The following is a 24,800-nucleotide window of genomic DNA, read 5'->3' as shown; positions in this document are numbered from 1 at the left end:
TGAAGATCCACCTCTTCGACAAGGATACGGAGGAAGTCATCCGCTAAACGGAGAGCACAGACAGCTGAATAGGGAGAGGGTACCGTGCGGTGCCCTCTTTTTTCGCGCCCTGCGCCCCTTGGTTTTGGCGAACATTGGTTCCCTTGGCAAGACTTACAAGCCCTCTAGCAGGAGGAATAGCAAAAAGCGGGGAGAAATAGATAGGCGTATCGCCACGGGAGGGGAGATTCACCAGCGACTTCACCACAGACCACCCGTGGGGTACAGGCAGCGGCCTCGGCAGACCGCTCAGGAAAGGAGGTGCACCCCTAGGGCAGCTGAGACCAGCTGAGGTACGGCACAGACCAATCGCACTCACGGGAAGATCGAGGCGAGGAAACGTGGAGACTCACCGCAGATCATCCCCCATCGCAGCTGAAGGTCCTGGGCTGTACAGAGAACGAAACAACGCACAAAGAGGGGATAGAAAACATGAAAAGAACAATCATTCTGGCTTTAGTTGCAGCCCTGATCGTCGCAGCCCCGGTTTCCGCCGCTGGTCTGGACATCAGTGGAGCAATCGAAACCAAAATTGAAGTGAACAAAAAGGGCGAAGATGTGACAGTCGTTCCCGGTTCGGAACTGTCGCTCAACCTTGGCCTCAGCGCAGCTGAAGACAAGGTCCGGGCTGGCCTGGAGTTTGGTCTGGCCAAAGAGGAAGACGATGACCTCGTGCCCACAGATATCACACTTGGCGATATCGCTTTGAAGCAGGCCTTCATCGAAGCAGATGGTGCCTTCTGGCACGGCGGCCCTGAGGCCACAACCCGGTTCGGCACCCTGGACATCGCCTACAGCCCATACGCCAGCCTGACCAAGCGCAGCGGCATCAGCATCAGCGGTGTAGATGTTGAGCTGGCTGAGCTGAACGGCTTCTACGCCCTCGCCGGCGAGCACGGCCATGTGCTGGGCATGCGCGGTGATCTGAGGGTTCTGGAAGAGGTTGCCATCGGCGCATCGGTCATCGCCGACGCCGAGATCACCCGTCTGCAGCTTGATGCCGCCGCAGCACCCCTGGAGGGTCTGCGGGTACGCGGCTCTGTGGCAGCAGACCACACAGAAGACTCCGGCCTGAAGATGAACAACCTCTGGAAAGTGGAAGCAGGCTATGAGCTGGCAGAGAACACTGCCATAACAGCTGGTTACAAGCACATCACCGATGGCTTCGTACCCCGCTATGTGGCAGAGGCCAGCGAAGACGGCACTGCTGAGCACGACTGGATCCATCTGCCCCGGGCCAAGAACTCGGGCCTGTTCGTAGGCTTTGAGACAGAGCAGCAGGGCGTTGAACTCCATGCCGACTACGACCAGATGTTTGCTGAAGCCAAGATCGGTGCCGGCACAGAGTACGAAGGATTCAGGTTCGACGTGGAGACCGTGCTGGATGTGCCTGCGGTAAGCAGCATTTCCGCCAAGTCCACCACCTTTGGTGTTGGACGTGAGTTCGAGGTCATGGAAGGCCTGGCCATCGATGCCAGCTACGAAGGCAAGTGGCTCGGCGGCACAGAGCGGAAACTGGTGCACACCATCGGTGCCAGCACCACCCTCGGCTTCATCCCGGCCATTGACGGCCTGGAGCTGAGCGCTGAAGTATCCGCATCCGAGCTCGCCCTGGAGTCGGTTGATTACAAAGTTGGCGCTAAGTTCGCAGCGCCCAACGGCGTCAACCTGGGTATCGAACATGCCCGCTCCACAGGTACCACCTTCAACGCAGGCATGAAGGTCGAGTTCTAGAACGGAATAACCAAACAAAGTGGCTCCCGGGTTTCCCGGGGGCCATTTTTGTGCCCTTTCGTAGCAAGAAAGAGGGAAAAAGGCATAACAATAAGAACATAGAATACCGAAAACCGCCTGCCTTTTATGGGGGTGGGTGGAAAAAAGTTTAAGCCTTGGAAGGATTTATCTGCTCAACGTCAAATATCCCAATATAATCTCGTGCTTTATGTTCTCACAGGCATTGGACGGAAAGGGGGTGTCCGCTCAGTATCCAATGGCCGCAGAGGACATAAAGGCATTACCCGGGGAACGATGGGGAGAAAAGGAAACAAGGAGACTTTTTCCCCACACTCCGCTGGTAATGTGGAGAGGATCAAAGCACAATTCTCTAAGAACTGAGGGGGAAAAGAATGATGAGAAAAGTACTGGTACTCACGCTCGTACTGGTTCTGGCTTTTGCCAGCAGTGCCATGGCTGCCGTGAGCTTCAGCGGCAAGTTTACGGCCAAGTTTGAACAGAAGGGTTTCAAACTCGGTGTAGATCCCTATTCGCTGGAGCCAACACTCGAATTCACGATTAGTGCCTCCAACAAGAACGTGACCACCATTGGTGAAGACGAAGAGGCTGAGGAGATCGTCAACTGGGACTTCTCCGCAGGGTTGAACCTGGTAAACTCGAAGTTCGAGCTTGGTAAGTACAAGCTCGTTCTCGCGGACGACTACTTCACAGCCAGCATCTGGGGCAACAAGCAGGAACTGAGCGACAAGGCGACTTACTTCGGCATGATCAGGGCTGGTAAGGCAGCTGGCGACCAGATGCGCGCCCGTCTCGAGTTCGACGTAGTGGATGTAGCTGATGTTGCCATCGATTTCGAACCCACCAACAACATCCGCACCTTTGTTGAACTGAATGATATCGTTGAAGGCTTTGATTTCGGCCTGGCCTATGCCCGTAAGGGTTGGACGGCTGATGGTGCATCCAATGTAGTGGTCGGCCAAGTTGGCACAGACATCGAAGCTGGCAGCACGACTATTGGTTTGACCGCAGCCGCCGGTCTGGATATCAAGGAAGATCTCGGCTTTGCCGTTGGCGTTGGAGCCGACATGGATCTCACGGAGCAGCTGAACGTAAACGCTAGCGTAACCCATGCCAACGATAAGTGGGAGAATGGCGACGGAGTTAATAAGAAAGATGCCACCGTGATCAGCGGCACGGTGACCTGGACAGAGGCTGCTATCAAGGCTAAGGGTTCTGTAACCCAGACCATTGCCGATGAGAATGAGAATGTTATCGGCTTGGATGTATGGTATCGCTTCAGCGACACGCTGGGCTATGATGACCTGTTCAAGGGCGGCAAGTGGTTCACCAATGATGCGCCGGCGGCACACGCCTACGCCTCTTTGACAGATGTGAAGCTCGGTATGGTTGGTATCGAAGTAGCTTCGCCCGTGCTGGAGGACTTCATCTGGGCTAAAGCCTATGGCAAGTATGGCGCCATGTCTGCCAAGAACGACGAAGGCGAAGAAATCAAGGACAACAGCTACGAGGTTGGTCTGGACGGCTACATCAAGGCCACCGAGAAGCTGGTTATCACCCCATATGCTTCCTTTGCAGGCATTGGTAAGTTCCTGACTGTCGGTACCGGTGCAAGCTACAAGATCGGTCTCTCCGATACAACCATTGACCTGACCCTGAAGAAAGTGAAGCCCTTTGACGAAGAATTCGCTAATCAGGAAGCCTCTCTCATCCAGGCAAAGGTGACGGTACCGTTCTAAGCGAGTTGCTGAACAGCAAGACCACCCGGGATTCCTCCCGGGTGGTTTTTTGCTGTGGAGAGTTGTGGGTTCAGTCTGTGAGGAGATGCCGGTGCTGGCGGAGGGCACTGAGTTTGAGGAGGTCCAGCTCCAGGCTTGTGAGCAGGTGCGGTTCGGGTAGGGAGCGGAGGAGCTGGTCGTGGTCCAGTTCTTCCAGGCTCTGCCGGAGCTCTGCTTGGGCCAGCTCTTTCTTCTCCGTTTCGCTTAGCTCCCCGTAAATCTGGCATAATAGGGAAAGGGGCAGGATACGCCAGGGGGCCGCTTTGGCGCGGGCTAAGGTGGCGATGAGGATTTCCTCGGCCTTTTGGGCCGCACCCCTGTGCAGATGCACCCGTGCAGTCAGGTATTCCAGGAAGGGATTTTGGGGAGGCTCCGGTACGGGAGTACTCAGGGAAGAGGCGCTTGTCGTGAGTTCCCGCAGGAAAGCCGTGAGGGGTGATGGAGGCAGCTGCTCCAAATAGGACAGGCACTTCTCTGTGTGGAGGATGGAATGCATTGCCGCCTCCAAAACGAGGTGGTCGCCAAGCAGGTCGCCGGCGGTGGTTCCTAAGGCCGCCGCCCAGTCCCTGAGGTTGGCCAGGGAAGGCTGGGCAGCGCCGCTTTCTGCCTTGCTCAGGAAACTGGCGGAGCTTTCCCCGGCCACATCTTTCTGCCGCAAGCCCAGCTGTCTGCGCCTCTGCCGCAGCCGCGCACCCAGTAGGTTCATGCCGTGACCCCCAAGGTGTGTAAATAATGACTTCATACTGTGCCAAGTGTACCATAAAACCTGGAAAAAGGCAATCTGTGCCATTGTTGACAGTTCTTTGCGCCGGGCGGTATAATTACTGTGAATTCGTGTCTAGATGAGGTGACTTCCCCAGTGGATACCAAACGGGTTCAGATCAGGATTCCCGCCGCGCTTCTCGCCAAGATCGACAGCCTGGCCCATGAGGAGAAAATTAACCGCAGCCAGTTTATACAAAACGTCGTGCAGCTGTATATAATGGAGAAAGAAGCGCAGAGCCTACAGGACAAACTGCGCGTTGGTTACCAGATCATGGCGGAACTCAACCTCACCCTGGCTGAAGAAGGGAACGACGCAGAGCTGCTGGAAAGTTACGAACGCCAGCTGGCGGAGGCTGAATAGAGTGGACAACGAAGTTTTGCGTGGCGATGTGTTTTACGCCAATCTCAATCCGGTGATCGGTTCGGAGCAGGGGGGAGTCCGGCCCGTTTTGGTCCTGCAGAACGATGTGGGCAACAAATACAGCCCCACCACCATCGTGGCGGCGATTACTTCGCGCATTAAAAAGGCCAAGCTGCCTACCCATGTGGAGCTGGACAGCTCCCACTATCCTTTGGAAAAGGATTCCGTAATCCTTTTGGAGCAGATCCGCACCATCGACAAGCGCCGGTTGAAGGAGAAGATCGCCCACCTCGATGCCGAAACCATGGCGGAGATTGATCGAGCGCTGCAGATCAGTCTCGGCTTAGTCAAGTTCTAGCGCCGCTGATCGCAACACTCACTGGCTGAGTGTTTTTTTATTTCCCAGGAGGTGCTTCCATGTCCAACAGGCAGGTACTCATCGGCTTGGTCGCCCAGCACAACAATGACCATCCCAACCACTTTTTCCTGGCCCGCGCCTATAGCCAAGCCATCATCAATGCGGGGGGGATTCCCCTGATCATTCCCCACCAGCCGCCGAAACAGCTCGCTTCGCTGCTCAGCCAGGTGCGGGGTGTGGTGCTCACCGGCGGAGTGGACGTAGACCCCCAGCGCTATGGTGAAGAGCCCCATCCCGGCTGCGGTGAGATCAGCCCCCTCCGGGACGAACTGGATTTTGCCGTGGCGGACTGGGCCCTGCGGCATGACCTGCCCCTTCTGGCCATCTGCCGCGGCATCCAGGTGCTCAATGTGGCCCTGGGGGGAACGCTGTTCCAGGACATCCCGGCGCAGGTGGCAGGGGCCCTCAAGCACCGCCAGCAGGCCCCCGGCTGGTACGGCACCCATGAGGTGCAACTGGAGCCCGCCACCCTGCTGAGCAGTATCTGCGGCGGTTCCCTTAAGGTCAACTCCCTGCACCATCAGGCCATAAAGCGACTGGGCACGGGTTTGCGCCTCGCCGCCACCGCCTCCGATGGTGTTATCGAAGCGGTGGAAAGCGCCGAGCACCGCTTTGCCGTGGGTGTGCAGTGGCATCCGGAGTTGATGGAGGAGCACTGCCCAGCTGCCCGGGAACTGTTCAGGAAATTCGTGGAGGCGGCCGCGGCGGACTGAGCTCCCTTGGCAGGATTCCAGCCTTCCTTGGTGAACATGAACAGCATGTGCACAAAGAGGAGGCGAGACCTTGCTGGTAATCAAGAACGCAAAGCTGTACACCATAACTAACGGCATTTTCGAAGGAAGTGTGCTCATCGACGCCGAGGGGAAGATCGCCGCGGTGGGCGAAGTGGAGATTCCCGAGGGCGCCCAGGTGCTGGACGCTGAAGGCAGGATCCTAACCCCCGGCTTTATGGATGCCCACGGCCATGCCGGGGCCTGGGAAGAGGGCCTGGGCTGGGAAGGCTCCGACGGCAATGAGGCGACCGACCCCGTAACGCCCCACTTGAGGGTCATGGACGGCATCAATCCCCACGAAGAAGGGATTGCCGAGGCCCTGCGGGCCGGTGTTACCGCCATGTGCGTCCTGCCCGGCAGCGCCAACGTCATCGGCGGCCAGGGAGTGGTGGTGCACCTCCACGGCAATACTGTGGATGAGATGGTGATCAAGGAAGATGGGGGTCTGAAGGTCGCCTTCGGTGAGAACCCCAAGCGCGTGTATTCCAACCAGAAGAAGTCCCCTTCCACCAGGATGGCCACGGCAGCTATCCTCCGGGAACAGCTGGTCAAAGCCCAGAATTACCTGGCCAAACTGGAGAAGGCGAAAGAGGATCCGGATAAAGCCCCCGATCGGGACCTGAGGCTGGAAGTTTTGGCCAGGGCACTGAAGCGGGAGCTGCCGGTGCGGGCCCATGCCCACCGGGCCGATGATATCATGACTGCCCTGCGCATCGCCAGGGAGTTCAACCTGGATATCAGCATTGAGCACTGCACCGAAGGTCACAAAATCGTCAAGGAACTGAAAGAAGCCGGGGTCTGGGCCATTGTGGGGCCGACCCTGACCAACCGCTCCAAGGTGGAGCTGAAGGAACTTTCCTGGAATACCCTGCGCATCCTGTGGGAGGGCGGGGTGCCCGTGGCCATCACCATGGACCACCCGGTTATCCCGGCGGGTTATCTGCCCACAGCCGCGGCCTATGCGGTGAAGGCGGGCCTGCCCTATGAGGAAGCTTTGAAGGCCATCACCATCAACCCGGCGCGGATCATGGGAATCGATGATCGCTATGGTTCCATCGAGGTGGGCAAAATGGCCGACCTGGTGCTCTGGAACGGCGATCCCCTAGAGGTACAATCCCGGGTGGAAAAAGTGTGGATCCATGGTAAACTAGTGGTTGAACAATAGCTGGTAAGCGGTCAGGCCCCGTTACGGGGTCTGCCCCTTCTCAGGCTCAGGGAGGAAGAGGCTTTGGAACTAGTGGCGCACAGCCCGGAGGAAACCATGGCGATCGCCGCAGCCGTGGGCGAGCTGCTCCGGCCCGGTGATCTGCTCAATCTCATAGGAGAGCTGGGGGCGGGCAAGACCTTGTTTGTCAAGGGCCTGGCTGGCGCGCTGGGTATCGCGGAGGATCTGGTAACCAGCCCCACCTTTTCCATTGTTAACGAATACGAGGGTGGGGGCGGGCTGCTTTACCACTTCGATTTCTACCGGATCGAGGACGAGCTGGAGCTGGAGAACATCGGCTGCCAGGACTACTTCTACGGCACCGGCATTTCAGTAGTGGAATGGGGCGATCTCTTCCCTGCGCAGCTGCCCGAGGAGCGTCTGGACATTGTCCTGGAGAAAACGGGGCCCCGGTCCCGCAGGCTCACCTTCAGGGGCGTGGGAGCCCGGGGCCGGGAGCTGGCCGCTGAGATAAGGAGGCGTCTCGGTGTACGTTCTGGGGATTGACACATCAACCATGACTGGAGGCGCGGCACTGCTCAAGGGCGAGGAACTGGTGGGCGAATCCATCCTCAACATCCGCACCACCCATTCGGAAAGGCTCATTCCCGCCCTGGACGAGCTGTTGGGCCATGCCCGGGTGCAGCTGCAGGACGTGGGGCTGATCAGTGTGGTCACCGGTCCCGGGTCCTTCACCGGGCTGCGCATCGGCCTGGCCACAGCCAAGGGCTTCGGCTACGCCCTGGGCATTCCCCTGGTGGGGGTGACCACCCTGGAGGCTTTCGGCTGGCAGTTCCAAGTCTTTCCTGGAATTGTGGTCGCGCTCATCGATGCCCGGCGGAGATCCGCGTTCTGGCAGGCCTTCCAAGGGGGAGAAGGGCTGACTGAACCGGGTCACGGCAGCCTTGAGGATGTGCTGGGCTGGTGTGCAGCGCAGGTCGGGGCTCAGTTTTTGTTTGTGGGCGATGGAGCGGTGAACTACCGGGAAGAGCTGGATGCAGCCCTGCCCGGTGCGGTTTTTCCTCCAGCATCCCTCAGCTTGCTCCGGCCCAGCGCCGCCGCGCACTTGGGCTACCGGCGGTTTTTGGCCGGCCAGGCCAGCGATGCCTTTGCATTGAAGCCTACCTACATGCGTTTGACGGAGGCGGAGCGGAAGTGGCAGGACAAACAGTGACCTATCGCCCCATGACAGTGGAAGACATTTCCCAGGTGTACGCTGTGGAGTGCAGGTGTTTCCCGAGCCCTTGGTCCAAAAACCTGTTTTTCCGGGAAGTTTCCTGCAACGACGCGGCCATCTACATAGTCGCGGTTGTGGGTGAACAAATTGTGGGCTATGCTGGAATGTGGATCATCTTGGATGAGGGCCACATCACCAATATCGCGGTGGACCCCAGCTTCCGCCGGCGGGGTATCGCCCAGGGGCTCCTGGGCGAGCTCACCGAGTATGCTCTGCAGCGGGGCGTTGTGGCCATGACCTTGGAAGTGCGGGTGTCCAATGATGCCGCTCAGGCACTCTACACCAAACTGGGCTTTGAACCCAGGGGCATCCGCAAGGAGTACTATCACGACAGAGAAGATGCGCTGATTATGTGGAGGGAATTGGGTGAAGAGCGGACTAACACTGGGAATTGAGACCAGCTGCGATGAGACTGCGGCTGCCGTGATCAAAGAAGGTCGGGAGATCCTCTCCAACGTGGTCCTTTCCCAGATTGATATTCATCAGAAATATGGCGGGGTGGTGCCGGAAATAGCCTCCCGCCATCATATTGAGGCCATCTTTCCGGTGATCCACGAAGCCCTGGCCGGGGCTGGTGTGGATCTGGCGGAGATCGAGGTGATCGCCGTAACCTACGGCCCGGGTCTGGTGGGCAGCCTCCTGGTGGGGGTGGCCGCGGCCAAGTCCCTGGCTTTTGCCACCGGTAAGCCTTTGGTGGGGGTCAACCACATCGAAGGGCATATCTATGCCAATTTCCTCACGGGTAGAGAGATCCAGCCGCCCCTGGTCTGCCTAACCGTCTCTGGGGGGCACACTGATCTGCTGCTCATTCCCCGGCTGGGGGAGTATGAGATCTTGGGGCGTACCAGGGATGATGCCGCCGGGGAAGCGTTTGACAAGGTGGCCAGGGTCCTGGGACTGCCCTATCCCGGCGGGCCCCAGATTGAAAAGCTGGCCCGGGGGGGCGACCCCAACGCCATCGAGTTCCCCCGGGGGCTTTTGGCTTCCGAGGACTATGGTTTTTCCTTCAGCGGCTTGAAAACTGCCGCGCTGAACTACCTCAACGAGGCCAAGCAGAAAAAGCAGGAGGTGCCCCTGGCCGACTTTGCCGCCAGCTTCCAGTGGGCCATCATCGATGTGCTCACCCGGAAACTCATGGCGGCTGCTGAGTCCTTCGGCGTGCGCCAGGTGATTCTCTCCGGGGGCGTTGCCGCCAACGGGAGCTTCCGGGAACATGTGGCCGCCCAGGCCGCCCAGCGGGGGATGGAACTCCTCTATCCTCCAGTGTACCTCTGTACAGATAACGCAGCCATGATCGGCAGCGCCGGGTATTTCAGATACCTCGCCGGCCAGCGCAGCGACTATACACTGAACGCCGTGGCTAACCTGCGCTTGGGCGACGAGTAAGGGGGATATTTGTGCGCGTTGATGTCATACTAAGTCCCGAAGAAGTGGTCCACCACGACTTAGCTGGCCGGGTGGGCGTGGTCATCGATGTCTTCCGGTTTACCACCACGGTTTTGGCTGCCTTGGAGGCAGGAATCGAGCGGTTCTATCCGGTGGGAGAGGTGGAGGAGGCCTGGCGCCTGAAAGCCTCCCACCCCAAGCTGCTTTTGGCCGGGGAAAGGAATGCCCTGAAGATCCCCGGCTTTGATTTTGGCAACTCGCCCCTGGAACACCACGGCCGGAGGTACCAAGGGGGAGAGCTGGTTTTCACCACCACCAACGGCACCAGGGCGGTGCGGGCCGCTAGAGAAGCTGCACTGGTGGTCCTGGCCTGCCTGCGCTCGGCCCCGGCTGCGGCCGCTTACTTGGCGGATTTGGGGCAGGATGTGGTGCTGATCCCGGCCGGCCTGGAGGGGAGGTTCTCCCTGGAAGATACCTGGTGTGCAGGTTTGATCGCCAGCCTGCTGCCGGGGGCAGAATACGGCGATGGGGCCAAGGCCGCCCTGGCCCTCTGGGCACACCTTCCCCGGGAGGACCTGGCCCAGAGCGCGCACGGCCGGCGGCTGCAGGCCCTGGGATTCAGTGCAGATCTGAGCTACTGCCTGGAGTGCGGGGTTTCCACCGGAGTAGTTCTCTGGGATCCGGAGACGGGTTGGGGAGCCTTGGGGGAAGAAGGCTAGCTTTCGGGAGCTATTTTGGAAAACCAGGCGATTTTGGCCAAAAAAGACCATTTCTGCCAGGTGGGAAGGCTTGCAAAAACTGGGGGCCTTGATTAACATAGGGTATAGATTTAGCACTCACTGACAAAGAGTGCTAACAAAGAGGATAAAGGGGGTACACACAGTTGAACATCAAGCCATTAGGAGATCGTATTGTTCTCAAGGTTCTGGAGGCGGAAGAGAAAACTGCCAGCGGCATCGTACTGCCAGACACAGCCAAAGAAAAGCCGCAGCAAGGTAAGGTCTTAGCAGTGGGCCCTGGGAAATACAGCGACGACGGCAAGCTTCTGCCCATGAGCGTTAAAGAGGGCGACACTGTTTTGTTTGCCAAGTATGCCGGAACTGAGATTAAGTACAAAGGTGAAGAGCTGCTTATTCTCAGGGAGTCTGACCTGCTGGCGATCGTAGAATAAATCTCAACGAGGAAGGTGAAGATGAATGGCTAAAGAGCTGCTCTTTCGGGAGGATGCCCGGAAAAAGCTAGAGCATGGAGTAAACACACTGGCAGATGCCGTGAAGATCACATTGGGTCCCAAGGGACGCAATGTCGTCATTGAGAAATCCTACGGTTCTCCCACAATTACCAATGACGGTGTGACCATTGCCCGCGAGATTGAACTTGAGGACCCCTATGAAAACCTCGGTGCCCAGCTGGTTAAGGAAGTGGCCACCAAGACCAACGATATCGCAGGCGACGGTACCACCACAGCCACGGTGCTGGCCCAGGCCATCGTGCGCGAGGGCCTCAGGAACGTGGCCGCCGGTGCCAACCCCATTTTCCTAAAGCGCGGTATTGAAAAAGCGGTTGAGGCGGTTGTGGAAGAGATTAAGAAGACGGCCAAGCCCGTGGAAACCCGGGAAGCCATCTCGCAGGTTGCCGCCATTTCCGCAGGCGACAAGGAAATCGGCGATCTGATTGCCGACGCCATGGAAAAAGTGGGCAAAGACGGGGTTATCACGGTGGAAGAGTCCAACACCATCGGGACCACCCTGGAAGTTGTGGAAGGTATGCAGTTTGACCGGGGCTACATCTCCCACTACATGGTCACTGACACCGACCGCATGGAAGCTGTGCTGGAAGATGCCTACATCCTGATCACAGACCGCAAGATCAGTGCCGTTGCGGACCTGCTCCCGGTATTGGAGAAGATCATCCAGGTCGGCAGGCCGTTGCTGATCATCGCTGAAGATGTGGAAGGCGAAGCCTTGGCCACACTGGTTCTGAACAAGCTCCGGGGAACCCTGCATGTGGCGGCTGTGAAGGCCCCTGGCTTTGGCGACCGCCGCAAGGCCATGCTGGAGGATATCGCTGTGGTAACGGGCGGCCAGGTGGTCAGCGAAGATCTGGGCCTGAAGCTGGAGAACGTGACCATGGATATGCTCGGCCAAGCCCGCCAGGTCATTGTGACCAAGGAAGACACCACCATCGTGGATGGCAAGGGCAAAGCCGAATCCATCCAGGCACGGGTCAACCAGATCCGCACCGAGATCGAAGAGTCCACCTCCGACTATGACCGGGAGAAGCTCCAGGAGCGCTTGGCCAAGCTGGCAGGCGGCGTAGCGGTGATTCAAGTTGGTGCCCCCACTGAAACCGAGTTGAAGGAGAAGAAGCACCGCATCGAGGACGCCCTGTCGGCAACCCGGGCAGCCGTGGAAGAGGGTATCGTAGCCGGCGGCGGAACCATGCTGGTTGACGCCATTGGCGTCCTGGATAACCTGAAGGTAGAAGGCGACGAAGCCACAGGTGTCAATATCATCCGCCGGATTCTCGCGGAACCCCTGAAGATGATCGTCAACAACGCAGGACTTGAGGGTGCCGTAGTTGTGGAGAAAGTGAAGAGCTCGCCCAAGGGCGTAGGCTTCGATGTGCTCACCGAGGAGTATGTGGACATGGTGGAGCGGGGCATTATCGACCCGGCCATGGTCACCAGAAGCGCCCTGCAGAATGCTGCTTCCATCGGCGCCATGATCCTCACCACTGAAGTCCTGCTGGTGGATAAACCCGAAGAGAAGAACAACCCAGCTGCCAACATGAACAACATGGGCATGATGTAAGTAAAGAAGCGCAAAGACTCCGCTGCGAAGCGGGGTCTTTTTAAGTTAACACGGGATTTACAAGGGATCACGCCCATGGTGGCGAAAATATTAGTACGAAAATCGTCATGAGCAGGTGGGATGAGGTTGCAGTTAAAGGTTCTGATCAGCGCAGAGGATATCGCCCGGCGGGTGCAGGAACTCGGCCGGGAGATCACCGCGGACTACCAGGGCCGCAGCCTGATGATCATCGGTATCCTCAAGGGAGCGGTGGTGTTCATGAGCGATTTGATCCGCCAGATCTCTGTGCCCCTGGAAGTGGATTTCATGGCCATCTCCAGTTACGGTGAGGCAACCGAAACCTCCGGGGTGGTGCAGCTGCTCAAAGATCTGGACCGTCCCATTGAAGGCAAACATGTGCTCATCGTGGAAGATATTATCGACACGGGCCTCACCCTCTCTTACCTCTACCAGCTGCTGCAATCGCGCAATCCTGCCACTTTGAAAACCGCTGTGCTTTTGGATAAGCCGGAGCGGAGGCGGACTGACTTCACCCCCGATTATGTTGGTTTCACCATTCCTGATAAGTTTGTCATAGGATACGGGCTGGATTACAATCATATGCATAGGGAACTGCCCTATGTGGGTGTGCTCGAGAATTGAGGCGGAGGGTTGCTTTTTGAAGCGGATCTTAGTTGTGGATGGCGGCTCTCTACACGCCCAAAACGTGGCCAGGCAAGTGCGCAGCTTGGGTGTATACAGCGAAATCGTCCCCTGTTCGGCTGCAGTTGAAGCCGTGCAAGGCCCTGATCTGAGGGGAATTATCCTTGTGGGGATGGTTTCTGCGCGCTTAGAAGCAGTGCTTGGGCAAACAGCTGTTCCCGTACTGTCTCTAGACGACCGCTCCCCCTCCGAGCAGGTTCTAGAGTCTTTTTTATCTAAGGCTTGCGGCGAGATACGGGAGTGGAATATGGATAACTTCCTTTACCAGGCTGTGGAAAAGATCCGGGCTCAGGTGGGGTCTGGCAGGGCAGTCTGCGCGCTGAGCGGAGGAGTGGACTCGGCGGTGGCTGCCGTTTTGGTCCACCGGGCCATTGGGGACCGCCTCACCTGCATCTACGTGGATAGCGGCCTGATGCGGGCAGGCGAAAGCCAGCAGGTTGTGGAAACCTTCCGGGAGGGCTTTGGCATTCCCCTGGTACACGTCGAGGCCGAGGAGCGCTTTTTGAGCAAGCTGGCTGGCGTGGAGGATCCGGAACAAAAACGCAGGATCATCGGCATAGAGTTTATTAGGGTCTTCGAGGAAGAAGCGGCTAAATTGGGGGATGTGGAGTTTTTGGTGCAGGGCACGCTCTACCCCGATGTGCTGGAAAGCGGTGTGGGCCAGGGGGATTTGGTCAAATCCCACCACAACGTGGGGGGGCTGCCGGAAGACCTCCGCTTTAAACTCGTGGAACCCCTGGCGGTGCTCTTTAAGGACGAGGTCCGCATCCTCGGCGAGAAGCTCCAGATCCCCCAGGAGATTCTCTGGCGGCACCCCTTCCCAGGGCCGGGACTGGCCATTCGGGTGCTGGGGGCTGTGACCAAGGAGAAGCTGGATCTTCTGCGCCAGGCGGATGCCATAGTCCGGGAGGAGCTGCACCGCTCCGGCTGGTACCACAAAATCTGGCAGGCCGCAGTTGTGCTCACCAACATGCGCGCCGTGGGCGTGCAGCGGGGTAGGCGCACCTACGACTATGTGGTGGGGCTCCGCTTTGTTTCCAGCGTGGATGGTATGAGTGCCGATTGGGTGCGCGTCCCCTATGAACTGCTGGATACCATCGGCAGGCGTTTGCTGGGGGAAGTCGAGGGGATCGGCCGGGTGGTTTACGACATCAGTCCAAAGCCGCCGGCCACCATCGAGTGGGAATAGGATTGGGGGTGAGGTCATGATTAAGTACGATGAGAACGGTCTGGTGCCAGCCATTATCCAAGACACCCAGGGACGAGTATTGATGATGGCCTATATGAACGAGGAGGCCTTCAATAAGACGCTGCAGACCGGGGAGACCTGGTTTTACAGCCGCAAACGCAAGGAGGTCTGGAAAAAGGGCGGCGAAGCTGGCAACATCCAGAAAGTGCGGCGCATCACAGCCGACTGCGACCGGGATACGGTTTTGATCATCGTGGACCAGCACGGCCACGGAGCATGCGATGATGATGGCGAGTCCTACACCTGTTTTCATAACCTGATTATGTCCGACGGTCCGGACCAAAGTGATCTGCTGCCGCAGCGGGAAGCCCTCTCCTGGCTTTATGCCAATATTGAAGACCGCAGGCGCTCGCCGAAGGTGGGTTCCTATACCAACTACTTGATGGACAACGGCTTGGACAAGATCCTCAAGGCCCTTGGGGAAGAAGCCGCTGAGGTGATTATTGCAGGGAAGAACAAAGATGATGAAGAACTGGTTTACGAGGTAAGCGACTTACTCTATCACCTCCTGGTGCTCCTGGTTTTCAGGAGGATCAGTTTGGAGGCGGTGTGGGAAGAACTGCTGGGCCGCTCCAGTTTGTCGGGGAACTGATTTCTCTGTGCAGACCGGCCCAGGAGCAGAAGACACCTCCCGCGCTGGGAGGTGTCTTTGCATCACTTGAAGAAACGGTGGTTGCCGATGGTGACGGTGGGAGTTCTGCTCCACACCCAGGAACCCTTGCCCACTTTGGCCGGGGCGAAGAAGCCTGTGGCCCCCAAGCTGGGGTCCCACCCCGCCAGGGCATCGGCGACGGCATCTTTAGCAGTCTGGCTGGCGGGGGCATGGATCGTCCCGTTGAGCACCGGTTCGTATTGGTAATAGCGCCGACCGCCAGAGACAACCACTTGGTAGATTACCCCCTGGAGGGTGTTGGGATAATCGGGGTGCTTCACGCGGTTGAGCACTGTGGCTGCCACCGCGACCTGCCCCTCGTAGCGCTCACCCTTGCTTTCCGCATGAACCAGGCGGGCCAAAAGGTCCAGCTCCTCACGGGAAAAAATGGGTGTGAGCTGTTCCGATACGCTGACGTTCCCGCCTGTGATCACCACCTGTTTCTGCAGCTGTTTGTAAAAGAGGGCGTTGATGGTGAGGGTGTAAGTACCGGGCGCTAAGTCTTTAAGCTCAAAGACGCCGCCCTTCAGGGTAGTGCTGCGTCCCGGGGAGCCTGCACGGGTGAGGGTTACCTGCCCGCTCCAGAGCTTGAGGCCGGAGAAGGCATCCTGAACCGTTCCAGTGAGGGACGCTTTGGCGCCGCCCACGGGCGGTCCGTCCGAACCCCCCGCAGGCGGTAGAGGACTCAGGCATCCCCCAAGACCAACTGCCAGCACAAGAATGAGTGAGAGCAAAGTATACTGCCGCAAATTGACTGTTCCTTCCTTCCATTTTTGTCGGGATTTTCTGCAGGTCATATTTCTCGGTTCAGGGGCGCTGCCCTGCTGGGAACCTCTGGAAAGACTGCCGCGGACAGGAAGGAGTTTTTGCTTGAAGGAGAGGAAGATGGATTACTTGCAGGATTTAAACCCACAGCAAAGACTGGCCGTAACCACGGCCCACGGCCCGCTTTTGGTGGTGGCGGGGGCCGGCAGCGGCAAAACGAGGGTGCTCACCAGCCGCATCGCCCACTTGATCCGGGCCCACGGTGTACCGCCCCACAGGATCGTCGCGGTAACCTTTACCAATAAGGCGGCGCAGGAGATGCGGGAGCGCCTCCAGGCCCTGATCGGGCCAGGCGCGGCTCAGGTAGTGATGGGCACCTTCCACGCCCTCTGCGTGCGCATCCTCCGCGCGGAGGCGGCCTACGCCGGTGTGGGACGGGATTTCCAGATCTTTGACGACACTGAGCAGCTGGCCGTGGTGCGGGAAGTGTGCAAAGAGCTGAATCTAGATCCTAAGCGGATCCAGCCCAAAGCACTCTTAAGTGCCATCAGCCGGGCCAAGGACGAGCTCGTGGAACCTGAAGACTACCCCGCGGGCGGCGACTTCTGGGAGCAGATCGTGGCCAAGGTGTATGCCAAATACCAGGAGAAGCTCAGAAGGGCCAATGCTTTGGACTTCGACGATCTGATCATGGCCGCGGTGCGCACCTTCCGGGAGCATCCGGAAGTACGGCGTAAATACCAGGAGCGCTTTGAGCATATCTTGGTGGACGAGTACCAGGATACCAACAGGGCCCAGTATGCCTTGGTGCGCCTCTTGGCGGAGCGCACCGGCAACATCTGCGTGGTGGGCGATGAAGACCAGAGCATCTATGCCTTCCGGGGTGCCGATATCCGCAACATCCTGGAGTTTGAGAGAGATTTTCCTGGGGCACAGGTGATCAAGCTCGAGGAGAACTACCGCTCCACGCAGAACATCTTAGGCGCGGCCAATTCCGTGATCAAAAACAACACCGAGCGCAAGGTGAAGCGGCTGTGGACCCAGCGTCCCGCCGGAGAAAAGGTGGCCTTTTTCCAGGGGGGCAGCGAGTGGGAAGAGGCCCGCTTTGTGGCCCAGGCCATCAGGGAGCTTAGGGACAAGGAAGGCTGGGCGTTCCGGGATGTTGCCATTCTGTACCGGACCCATGCCCTTTCCCGGGTTTTGGAAGAGGAGTTCATGCGCAGCGGCATACCCTACCGCATCATTGCCGGCGTGCGCTTCTACGAGCGCAAAGAGATCAGGGACCTTTTGGCCTATCTGCGCCTGATTCACAATCCCGACAACGATATGAGCTTCCTGCGCATTGTGAACACTCCCCGCCGGGGGATCGGCGAGACAACCCTATCCCGCCTGGCCGCCTATGCCCAGGAGTTCGGCCTGAGCCTCTTTGCGGCCCTTTCCTACCTGGATGGGGTGGACGGCTTGGGAAGCAGGGCCCGCCAGGCCCTGCGAAATTTCCGGGACCTGGTGGAGGGCTGGCGCCAGAGCCTAGGGCGGCGGAGCTTGAGCGAGCTGGTCACCGCGGTTCTTAAGGAGAGCGGTTACCTGGCAGAGCTCCAGGCCCAGGGCGATGAGGAAGCGCGGGCGCGGGTGGAGAACCTGGACGAGTTCCTCTCCCTGGCCAGGCAGTTTGAGAACGGCGAGACCGCCGCGGACCTGGCGGTGCTTTTGGAGTATGTGGCCCTGATCAGCGATGTGGATGCCTACGACGCGGAAGCAGATGCGGTGAACATGATGACTGTCCATGCTTCCAAAGGCCTGGAGTTTCCCGTGGTGTTCATCGTGGGGCTAGAAGAGGGTATTTTCCCCCATGCCCGCTCCGCCTGGGAAGACGGGCAGCTGGAAGAGGAGCGGCGCCTGATGTACGTGGCCATGACCCGGGCCCAGGACCGCCTGCTCCTGACCTGTGCCCGCCAGCGCACCCTCTACGGAGCGACGCGGCCCAATGCTGTTTCCAGCTTTGTGCAGGAAATTGATCCCCAATACCTGGAGGAAAAGGGCGTAAGCTCCCTGGATCTCCGCAGCTATGTGCCGGCAGAGTCCCCCAAGCCCGGTGATTCGCAGCGGACCTTCCGGGTGGGAGATAAGGTTGAGCATAAAATCTGGGGCCGGGGCATGATCGTTTCCGTGAGCGATTCGGGGGGAGATCTGCTCTTGGCCATCGCCTTCCCCGATCAGGGCATCAAACGGGTACTGGCCCATCTGGCCCCCATCACCAAAGTCTAGAGGGGAGGAAGTTGTGCCGTGGAAGAGATTAGAAAGAGAATTGACAGTCTGCGCAGGGAAATCAGGGAACATGATTACCGCTACTATGTGCTGGACGATCCCATCATCTCCGATGCTGAGTATGATGCCCTCATGCGGGAGCTTGTGCAGCTGGAAGAGCAGTACCCTGAGCTGATCACCCCCGATTCACCTACGCAGCGGGTGGGCCATGAACCCAGTTCCCGCTTTGCCCCGGTGGTGCACAGAGAACCCATGCTCAGTTTGAACAACGCCTTTTCCCTGGATGAGCTGGAAGCTTTCCGGGAGCGGGTGGAAAAGCTAACCGGCCAGCCCGTGAGCTTTGTGTGCGAGCTGAAGATCGATGGGCTGTCCGTTTCCCTAGATTACCAGGACGGCGTCTTTGTGCGGGGCGCCACCCGGGGTGATGGGCGCACGGGGGAAGATGTCACCGCTAACCTGCGCACCGTCCGCTCCCTGCCCCTGCGGCTCAACGAACCCAGGACCATCAACGTGCGGGGCGAAGTGTTCATCAACCGGGATGATTTCCTGGCCTTCAACGAGGAGCGCAGGCAGGCCGGGGAGAGCGTGTTTGCCAATCCCCGCAACGCGGCGGCCGGTTCCCTCCGCCAGCTGGATCCCCGCTTAACCGCCCAAAGGCCTCTGGACATTTTCCTGTTCGCGGTGGAATCCCGACTCCACGGCGAGTTGAAGACCCAGGGGGAGGCCCTGGAATACCTGCGCCGCTTAGGGCTGAAGGTGAACCCCCACTACCGCATCTGCAGAAGTTTCTCCGAGGTGCTGGAATTTATCCGCAGTTGGGAGGAAAAGCGCAGCTCCCTGCCTTATGAGATCGACGGTATAGTGATCAAGGTGAATGAGTTCGCTGCGCAGCGGGCTTTGGGTACCACGGCCCGCAGCCCCCGCTGGGCCGTTGCCTACAAGTTCCCGGCTCAGCAAGTGGTGACCAAGGTGCTCAACATCGCGGTCCAGGTCGGCCGTACAGGCGCGCTCACCCCCCTGGCGGAACTGGAGCCAGTTACGGTCGCGGGCTCCACCGTGAGCCGGGCTACGCTGCACAACGAGGATATCATCAAGAGCCGGGATATCCGCATCGGCGATTACGTGATCCTCCAGAAGGCCGGCGATGTGATCCCTGAAATAGTCCGCTCCCTGCCGGAGCGGCGCGATGGCAGCGAAATCAGTTTCAAGATGCCGGAGCGCTGCCCGTCCTGCAACCAGCCGGTGGTGCGGGAAGCGGGGGAGGCGGTGGTGCGCTGCGTGAACAATCAGTGCCCTGCCCAGCGCCTGGAGCGGCTGATCCACTTTGCCTCCAAGGGTGCCCTGGACATCGAGGGTTTAGGCCCCGCCATCGTGGGCCAGCTGGTGGACGCGGGTTTGGTGCGGACCCCCGCGGATTTCTACAGGCTCCGCAGGGAGGACCTCCTCCAACTGGAGCGCTTTGGCGAGAAATCCGCCGACAATCTCTTGGCGGCCATCGAAGCCAGCAAAGGCCAGCCCATGGCCAGGGTCCTTTTCGGCTTGGGGATCCGCTTGGTGGGCGAGGAAGTGGCCCGGGAAGTGGCCCGGGCGGCCGGCAGTTTCCCCAGGCTGATGGCGATGGGCAAGGAAGAGCTCATGGCCATCCCCGCGGTGGGGGAGAAGATTGCCCAGTCCATCTTGGATTTCTTCGCCGTGGGAGAAAACAGGGCTTTGGTGGAGGAGCTTTTGGAACTGGGCTTGGCCCAAGAAGAAGAGCCCCAAGTGCAGGAGCAGGTGCTCACAGGGTTGACCTTTGTGGTGACCGGCCGCCTAGAAGGGTTTACCCGTTCGGAAATAGAAGAGTTCCTACGCTCCTTAGGTGCCACTGTCTCCTCCAGCGTGAGTAGGCGCACCAGCTACTTGGTGGCGGGCCCGGGGGGAGGCTCCAAGCTGGATAGGGCTGCGGAGCTGGGCGTTCCCATCCTCTCCGAGCAGGAGCTTGTGGACTTCTTGGCGGAAAGAGGTGTGCAACTTGATCGATCGTGAGGAAGTAATGCGCATGGCCAGGCTAGCCCGCTTGGAGTTGAGTGAAGAAGAAATCGAGCTGTACCTGCGTGATCTGAACGGCTTTCTGGCTTCCGGCCGCAAGCTGCAGCAGGTGGATGTGGGTGGACTTGCCGGGACCAGCCATGCCCTTACCGTGGGCACCGTACTGCGCCCAGATCAGGTGGGGGAAAGCCTTCCCCAGGCTGCTGTGCTGGCGGAGGGGCCCGAGGTAATGGACGGCTACTTCAAGGTTCCGCGCATTGTGGAGGGGCAGGAATGAGAAGACTAGCGCAGCTGCTCGCGGCAGGCGAGATCACCAGCACCGAGCTGGTCCGGCGCTGCCTGGAGCGGATCAAAGAAACGGAACCGGAACTCAACGCCTTTATCACTGTCGATGAAGAGGGGGCCCTAGTGCAGGCCGCCCAGTCTGATGAGCGCCGGGCCCGGAGCCAGGCCCTGAGCCCCTGGGATGGCATTCCCCTGGCGGTGAAGGACAACATCTCCACCAAGGGCCTGCGCACCACCTGTGCTTCCCGGTTTCTGCGCAGCTACCGGCCGGTGTACGATGCCACCGTGGTGGAGCGGGTGAAACGGGCCGGGTTGATCATTATCGGGAAAACCAACTTGGATGAGTTCGCCATGGGCTCCTCCACCGAGTATTCCGCCTTCGGTGTAACCAAAAACCCCCACGATCCCGCCCGGGTGGCGGGGGGATCTTCCGGTGGTTCCGCCGCGGCGGTGGCCGCGGGGCAGGTGCCCTGGTCGCTGGGGACGGATACCGGCGGTTCCATCCGCCAGCCTGCGGCCTTCTGCGGCGTGGTGGGCCTGAAGCCAACCTACGGGCGGGTGTCCCGCTACGGCGTGGTGGCCCTGGCGCCCTCTTTAGACCAGGTGGGGCCCCTGGCTGCCACGGTGGAGGATGCGGCCATCCTCTTTTCTTTGATCGCCGGAGCGGATCCCCGGGATGCCACCTCCACAGAAGCGCGCCCCTTTGCGCTGCCCGCCTGGGACCCCCAGGTGGTGCAGGGCCTGAAGGTTGGGGTGCCTGAGGAGTTTTTCAGCTCCGGACTGCATGGGGAAGTGGAGGCCGCTGCCCGGAGCGTCCTGCGCTCCCTGGAGGAGCAGGGTGCGGTTTTACAGCCCATCTCCCTGGCCTCCAATGAGTACGCCATCGATACGTACCTGACCCTGGTCACGGCGGAGGCCAGCTCCTGCTTGGCCCGCTTTGATGGGGTGCGCTACGGGGAGCGGGTACCCGCTGGCGATGTGAACACCATGTTCGCCAAAAGCAGGGGCGCGGGATTTGGCCCCGAGGTCAAGCGCCGCATTATGCTGGGCACCTACGTGCTCAGTGCCAGCCACTATGAGGCCTACTACGAGCAGGCCCAGCGGGTGCGCACTTTGATCAGGCAGGAGGTGGCCAGGGCCTTTGCAGAGGTGGATGTGATCATCACCCCCACCACCCCCACCACCGCCTTCAGAATCGGGGAGAAGCGCAATCCCCTGGAGATGTACCTTTCCGATTTGTACACAGCCACTGCCAATCTGAGCGGCGTGTGCGCCTTGAGCCTGCCCTGCGGCTCCGATGCCCGGGGGCTCCCCATCGGGCTGCAGATTATGGGCAATCACTTCCAAGAGGAACTGATCTTCCAGGTGGCCCACGTGGTGGAAGCGAACGTAGAAAGGGTGGCCGGTTTTGAATTATGATATCGTGATCGGTTTGGAAATCCATGTGGCGCTGCTTACGGAGAGTAAGTTCTTGTGCAGCTGCTCCACGGCCTTCGGCGCTGCCCCCAACACCCAGTGCTGCCCCGTGTGCTTGGGCCTGCCCGGGTCGCTGCCCATGGTCAACGAGAAGGCTGTGGAATATGCGGTAAAGGCGGGCCTGGCCCTCAACTGCCAGGTGCACCACTTCAGCCGGTTCGACCGCAAGAACTACTTCTACCCAGATCTGCCCAAGGCCTACCAAATCACCCAAGACACCTATCCCCTGTGCACCGATGGGTATTTGGAATACTATATTGACGATCAGCTGCACCGCACCGCCATCACCCGCCTGCATCTGGAGGAGGAGGCGGGCAAGCTGATCCACAGCGGCGGGAGCATTGTGGACTCCGAGTACTCTCTGGTGGATTACAACCGGGCGGGCATTCCCCTGATCGAGATTGTCACCGCCCCCGATATCACCAGTCCCCGTCAGGCCCGGCTCTTCCTGGAACAGCTCAGGCTGCTGATGCTCTACATCGGCGTTTCCGATGTGAAGATGGAGGAAGGCTCCCTGCGCTGTGACGCCAACATCTCCCTGAAACCCCAGGGCAGCGCCGTTTTGGGCACGAAGGTGGAGGTCAAAAACCTCAACTCCTTCCGGGCGCTGGAGCGGGCCCTGGAATACGAGGCTGAGCGGCAGAGAATCGTGCTGGAACAGGGTGGGAAAATTAGACAGGAGAGCAGAACCTGGGATGAGCGCAGCGGCAGGACCGCATCTATGCGCTCCAAGGCCGATGCCCCCGACTACCGCTATTTCCCCGAGCCTGATCTACCGCCCCTGCGCCTGGACCCCGCCTGGGTGGAGAGGATCAAGGCCAGCCTACCCGAGCGCCCGCTGGAGCGCCTCCGCCGTTTGGAAAAGGAGTTCGGGCTCTCCCGCTACGAGGCCACCTTCTTGGTTAACTACCCTGATTTTGGCCAGCTGTTTCTGGAACTGGCGGTGGCCGGGGGGGACAACCGGGCCCTGATCAATTTGCTCATGGGGGAATATGCCGGGTTGGCTCGGGAGTTTGGGCATCTGGAGCCGGAGCGCCTCACGGAGCTGCTCGCCATCGTGGACGAAGGGCTGATCACCCACAGCCAGAGCAAAGCGGTTTTGGAGGAGCTGTTCCGTTCGCCCCTCTCACCCAGGCAGATCGTGAAGGAAAAGGGCTGGGAAGTGCTGCGGGACGTGGAGCAGCTGCGGGAAGCGATCCAAGGGGTGCTCGCGGGGCATCCGGACCTTCTGGACCGCTACCGGGCGGGGGAGGAGCGCCTGTTTGGCTTCTTTGTGGGGCAAGTGATGCGGGCAGTGCAGGGGAAGGCCGATCCCAAGGTCGTCAACCAGCTGCTCAAAGAGGAACTGAACCGGCTTGTATAGCGCCGCCCAGGCTGCTTGAAAATACTGGTAAACGGCAGGAGTTTTGCCCGCTAGAGGGAATAGAAGCAGTGAAGGGCAGGAGTATTTTATGGAAAATATTCTGTTTTTCTTCGCTAACCTTCCCGTCTACTCTTACGGCGCCATGCTGGGTTTAGGGCTGCTGATCGGGTCGTATCTGGCCCAACGTGAAGGGCGGCGCAAGGGTTTCGAACCAGATTTTGTCTTCCGCTGCATTGTACAGGTGGCCCTGGTCTTCATTGCTGCCGGGCGCATCTCCTGCGTCTTCCGTTTGCACGGCTGGCGCATGCTGCTCTACCCCTGGGTCCTGCTCAGCAGCGTGCAGCTGGATGAGCGCACTGGCTTATTCGCAGCTGGCCTGTACGCCATTTACTTCCTGTTTAGGCATGTGGCCAACCCGGCAGCCTTCTTGGATGCCCTTACCCCTTCGGCAGCTCTCATGCAGTCCCTGGCTTACCTGGGTTCCAGCGTCCTGGGCAGGGAGACCAGCAGCCCTTTGGGCGTGCACTTGGGCGAGTTCAGCCTGCACCCCCTTCCTCTGTACGGAGCTCTGCTCTATTACATCATCTTCTCTTACCTCTGGCGCTTTCGGCGCAGGCTGCGCTTCGACGGCCAGCTCTTCTTGGGCTATCTGGCTCTGGGGGCCCTGGCCCAGCGCATCCTCATGCCCTTCCGGGAAATAACTGGCGAGTCGGCCCTGCCCTGGCTGTACACCCTGGCTTTCGTGGTTTTCGGCCTGGTCTGGCTCTACCTGTTCCTGCAGGCCCCCCTCACCGAGGCTAGGCGCAGGAGATACGGGAGCAGCTGGCAGACTTCCCTGTTGTACTGGGCGTGGATTCTGGGCGTGGGTCTGCTCATGGTCAAGTTCTTTTACTGGCGGTTTGGCTAAGAGGGGGTGGAGGCATGCTGAAGGACCGGGTGAAGGCGAAGCTGGAGGAGGAGTCTTACCGGCTCACTCCCCAGAGAAGTGCCGTTTTGGATGTGCTCATTGCCAATGCCGACGACCATCTTTCCGCTGAAGAGATCTACATGCATACGAAGAAACTCCACAGTGAAATCGGCCTGGCCACGGTGTATCGCAATTTGGAGCTTTTGGAGAAGCTGGGGATCGTCCACCGCTTCGACTACGGTGATGGGCAGAGCCGCTACGAAATCAAGCTGGGCGGTGAGGAGGAGCATTACCACCATCACCTCATCTGCAAGCAGTGCGGCTACATCGGTGAGTTCCACAGCGACCTTTTGGAAGCTATCGAACAGCGCATTGAAGAAGAGAGCGGGTTTCAGGTAACCGATCACTGCCTGCGCTTTTTCGGGCTGTGCGCCCAGTGCCGCAAGAAGTCCAGTACTTGACATTAGGGCAGACACATTGTATCATAAGTGCAATCGAGATAGGTGCGTTGATGGGGAGGAGTACACAGCTAACCCTTGCAGAGAGGAAAGCCTGGCGGTGCGAGCTTTCTAAGGAAGTGGC

General features: G+C 59.3%; 25 protein-coding genes. 23 read left to right on the top strand and 2 right to left on the bottom strand.

The window, feature by feature from the left end; genetic code table 11:
• The first annotated feature begins 471 nt into the window (after nt 1-471).
• Both ACE4YL_RS06505 and ACE4YL_RS06500 read left to right on the top strand, forming a co-directional pair.
• Nucleotides 472-1,773, top strand: a complete 1,302-nt coding sequence (locus ACE4YL_RS06505; RefSeq protein WP_461359729.1) for a hypothetical protein — start codon at nt 472-474, stop codon at nt 1,771-1,773.
• Between the two features lie 395 nt (nt 1,774-2,168).
• Complete coding sequence (locus ACE4YL_RS06500; RefSeq protein ID WP_461369399.1) at nt 2,169-3,530, top strand: hypothetical protein; 1,362 nt, start codon at nt 2,169-2,171, stop codon at nt 3,528-3,530.
• A gap of 70 nt (nt 3,531-3,600) precedes the next feature.
• Here ACE4YL_RS06500 and ACE4YL_RS06495 read toward each other — a convergent pair whose 3' ends face one another.
• Nucleotides 3,601-4,275 (bottom strand): helix-turn-helix domain-containing protein, encoded by a 675-nt coding sequence (locus tag ACE4YL_RS06495; RefSeq protein ID WP_461365338.1) that lies wholly within the window; start codon nt 4,273-4,275, stop codon nt 3,601-3,603.
• A gap of 153 nt (nt 4,276-4,428) precedes the next feature.
• Here ACE4YL_RS06495 and ACE4YL_RS06490 point away from each other — a divergent pair, with 153 nt between their 5' ends.
• The 14 genes from ACE4YL_RS06490 to hisIE all read left to right on the top strand — a co-directional run bounded on the left by ACE4YL_RS06490 (nt 4,429) and on the right by hisIE (nt 15,069).
• On the top strand, nt 4,429-4,695 hold the full coding sequence (locus ACE4YL_RS06490; protein WP_461358044.1) for a CopG family ribbon-helix-helix protein: 267 nt from the start codon (nt 4,429-4,431) through the stop codon (nt 4,693-4,695).
• Between the two features lies 1 nt (nt 4,696).
• Nucleotides 4,697-5,053 carry a type II toxin-antitoxin system PemK/MazF family toxin gene (locus ACE4YL_RS06485; protein ID WP_461360411.1) on the top strand — a complete coding sequence of 119 codons (357 nt, stop codon included), beginning with the start codon at nt 4,697-4,699 and terminating at the stop codon, nt 5,051-5,053.
• A 59-nt stretch (nt 5,054-5,112) separates the two neighbouring features.
• Nucleotides 5,113-5,826, top strand: a complete 714-nt coding sequence (locus tag ACE4YL_RS06480; protein WP_461358046.1) for a gamma-glutamyl-gamma-aminobutyrate hydrolase family protein — start codon at nt 5,113-5,115, stop codon at nt 5,824-5,826.
• 70 nt (nt 5,827-5,896) lie between these two features.
• A complete protein-coding gene (locus ACE4YL_RS06475) occupies nt 5,897-7,051 on the top strand; it encodes an amidohydrolase (RefSeq protein ID WP_461358047.1) in 1,155 nt (384 codons plus the stop codon).
• 72 nt (nt 7,052-7,123) lie between these two features.
• Nucleotides 7,124-7,597 (top strand): tRNA (adenosine(37)-N6)-threonylcarbamoyltransferase complex ATPase subunit type 1 TsaE, encoded by a 474-nt coding sequence (gene tsaE, locus ACE4YL_RS06470; protein ID WP_461358049.1) that lies wholly within the window; start codon nt 7,124-7,126, stop codon nt 7,595-7,597.
• A complete protein-coding gene (gene tsaB / locus ACE4YL_RS06465) occupies nt 7,578-8,264 on the top strand; it encodes a tRNA (adenosine(37)-N6)-threonylcarbamoyltransferase complex dimerization subunit type 1 TsaB (protein ID WP_461360412.1) in 687 nt (228 codons plus the stop codon). The genes tsaE and tsaB overlap by 20 nt, the downstream gene beginning before the upstream one ends.
• Complete coding sequence (gene rimI, locus ACE4YL_RS06460) at nt 8,246-8,722, top strand: ribosomal protein S18-alanine N-acetyltransferase (RefSeq protein WP_461366910.1); 477 nt, start codon at nt 8,246-8,248, stop codon at nt 8,720-8,722. Before tsaB ends, rimI begins: the two co-directional genes overlap by 19 nt.
• Entirely contained in the window at nt 8,694-9,713 is a 1,020-nt protein-coding gene (gene tsaD, locus ACE4YL_RS06455; protein WP_461360413.1) for a tRNA (adenosine(37)-N6)-threonylcarbamoyltransferase complex transferase subunit TsaD, read from the top strand. The genes rimI and tsaD overlap by 29 nt, the downstream gene beginning before the upstream one ends.
• Before the next feature lie 11 nt (nt 9,714-9,724).
• Complete coding sequence (locus ACE4YL_RS06450) at nt 9,725-10,432, top strand: 2-phosphosulfolactate phosphatase (protein WP_461358904.1); 708 nt, start codon at nt 9,725-9,727, stop codon at nt 10,430-10,432.
• A gap of 164 nt (nt 10,433-10,596) precedes the next feature.
• Complete coding sequence (groES, locus tag ACE4YL_RS06445) at nt 10,597-10,884, top strand: co-chaperone GroES (protein WP_461358905.1); 288 nt, start codon at nt 10,597-10,599, stop codon at nt 10,882-10,884.
• Nucleotides 10,885-10,909: 25 nt separating this feature from the next.
• Nucleotides 10,910-12,526: a chaperonin GroEL gene (gene groL, locus ACE4YL_RS06440; RefSeq protein ID WP_461358906.1), complete on the top strand. Its 1,617-nt coding sequence runs from the start codon at nt 10,910-10,912 to the stop codon at nt 12,524-12,526.
• A 126-nt stretch (nt 12,527-12,652) separates the two neighbouring features.
• Complete coding sequence (gene hpt, locus ACE4YL_RS06435) at nt 12,653-13,168, top strand: hypoxanthine phosphoribosyltransferase (RefSeq protein WP_461358907.1); 516 nt, start codon at nt 12,653-12,655, stop codon at nt 13,166-13,168.
• A gap of 16 nt (nt 13,169-13,184) precedes the next feature.
• Nucleotides 13,185-14,417, top strand: coding sequence for a glutamine-hydrolyzing GMP synthase (gene guaA, locus ACE4YL_RS06430; protein WP_461358908.1), 1,233 nt, complete (start codon nt 13,185-13,187; stop codon nt 14,415-14,417).
• A gap of 16 nt (nt 14,418-14,433) precedes the next feature.
• Nucleotides 14,434-15,069, top strand: coding sequence for a bifunctional phosphoribosyl-AMP cyclohydrolase/phosphoribosyl-ATP diphosphatase HisIE (hisIE, locus tag ACE4YL_RS06425; protein WP_461358909.1), 636 nt, complete (start codon nt 14,434-14,436; stop codon nt 15,067-15,069).
• 62 nt (nt 15,070-15,131) lie between these two features.
• Here the strand turns inward: hisIE and ACE4YL_RS06420 are convergent, their stop codons facing one another.
• Nucleotides 15,132-15,776, bottom strand: coding sequence for a cell wall hydrolase (locus tag ACE4YL_RS06420; protein ID WP_461358910.1), 645 nt, complete (start codon nt 15,774-15,776; stop codon nt 15,132-15,134).
• A gap of 223 nt (nt 15,777-15,999) precedes the next feature.
• Between ACE4YL_RS06420 and pcrA the strand changes: the two genes are divergently transcribed.
• The 7 genes from pcrA (at nt 16,000) to ACE4YL_RS06385 (ending at nt 24,679) form a co-directional block, all read left to right on the top strand.
• Nucleotides 16,000-18,159 (top strand): DNA helicase PcrA, encoded by a 2,160-nt coding sequence (gene pcrA, locus ACE4YL_RS06415; RefSeq protein ID WP_461360414.1) that lies wholly within the window; start codon nt 16,000-16,002, stop codon nt 18,157-18,159.
• Nucleotides 18,160-18,177: 18 nt separating this feature from the next.
• Nucleotides 18,178-20,184, top strand: a complete 2,007-nt coding sequence (ligA, locus tag ACE4YL_RS06410; RefSeq protein WP_461358912.1) for an NAD-dependent DNA ligase LigA — start codon at nt 18,178-18,180, stop codon at nt 20,182-20,184.
• Nucleotides 20,171-20,464: an Asp-tRNA(Asn)/Glu-tRNA(Gln) amidotransferase subunit GatC gene (gene gatC / locus ACE4YL_RS06405; RefSeq protein ID WP_461358913.1), complete on the top strand. Its 294-nt coding sequence runs from the start codon at nt 20,171-20,173 to the stop codon at nt 20,462-20,464. Before ligA ends, gatC begins: the two co-directional genes overlap by 14 nt.
• The gene (gatA, locus tag ACE4YL_RS06400; protein WP_461360416.1) at nt 20,461-21,891 is read left to right on the top strand and encodes an Asp-tRNA(Asn)/Glu-tRNA(Gln) amidotransferase subunit GatA; all 1,431 of its coding nucleotides are present in this window, start codon (nt 20,461-20,463) and stop codon (nt 21,889-21,891) included. Before gatC ends, gatA begins: the two co-directional genes overlap by 4 nt.
• On the top strand, nt 21,881-23,311 hold the full coding sequence (gene gatB / locus ACE4YL_RS06395) for an Asp-tRNA(Asn)/Glu-tRNA(Gln) amidotransferase subunit GatB (protein ID WP_461360417.1): 1,431 nt from the start codon (nt 21,881-21,883) through the stop codon (nt 23,309-23,311). The genes gatA and gatB overlap by 11 nt, the downstream gene beginning before the upstream one ends.
• Before the next feature lie 88 nt (nt 23,312-23,399).
• Complete coding sequence (locus ACE4YL_RS06390; protein WP_461358916.1) at nt 23,400-24,218, top strand: prolipoprotein diacylglyceryl transferase family protein; 819 nt, start codon at nt 23,400-23,402, stop codon at nt 24,216-24,218.
• A gap of 14 nt (nt 24,219-24,232) precedes the next feature.
• Nucleotides 24,233-24,679, top strand: coding sequence for a Fur family transcriptional regulator (locus tag ACE4YL_RS06385; RefSeq protein WP_461358917.1), 447 nt, complete (start codon nt 24,233-24,235; stop codon nt 24,677-24,679).
• The last annotated feature ends 121 nt before the right edge of the window (nt 24,680-24,800 follow it).

It is taken from the genome of Candidatus Darwinibacter acetoxidans, assembly GCF_041936445.1.
Lineage (GTDB): Bacteria > Bacillota > Limnochordia > Darwinibacteriales > Darwinibacteriaceae > DTU010.
Note: the sequence above shows the minus strand (reverse complement) of the source record. Positions and strands in the feature narration are given on the sequence as shown.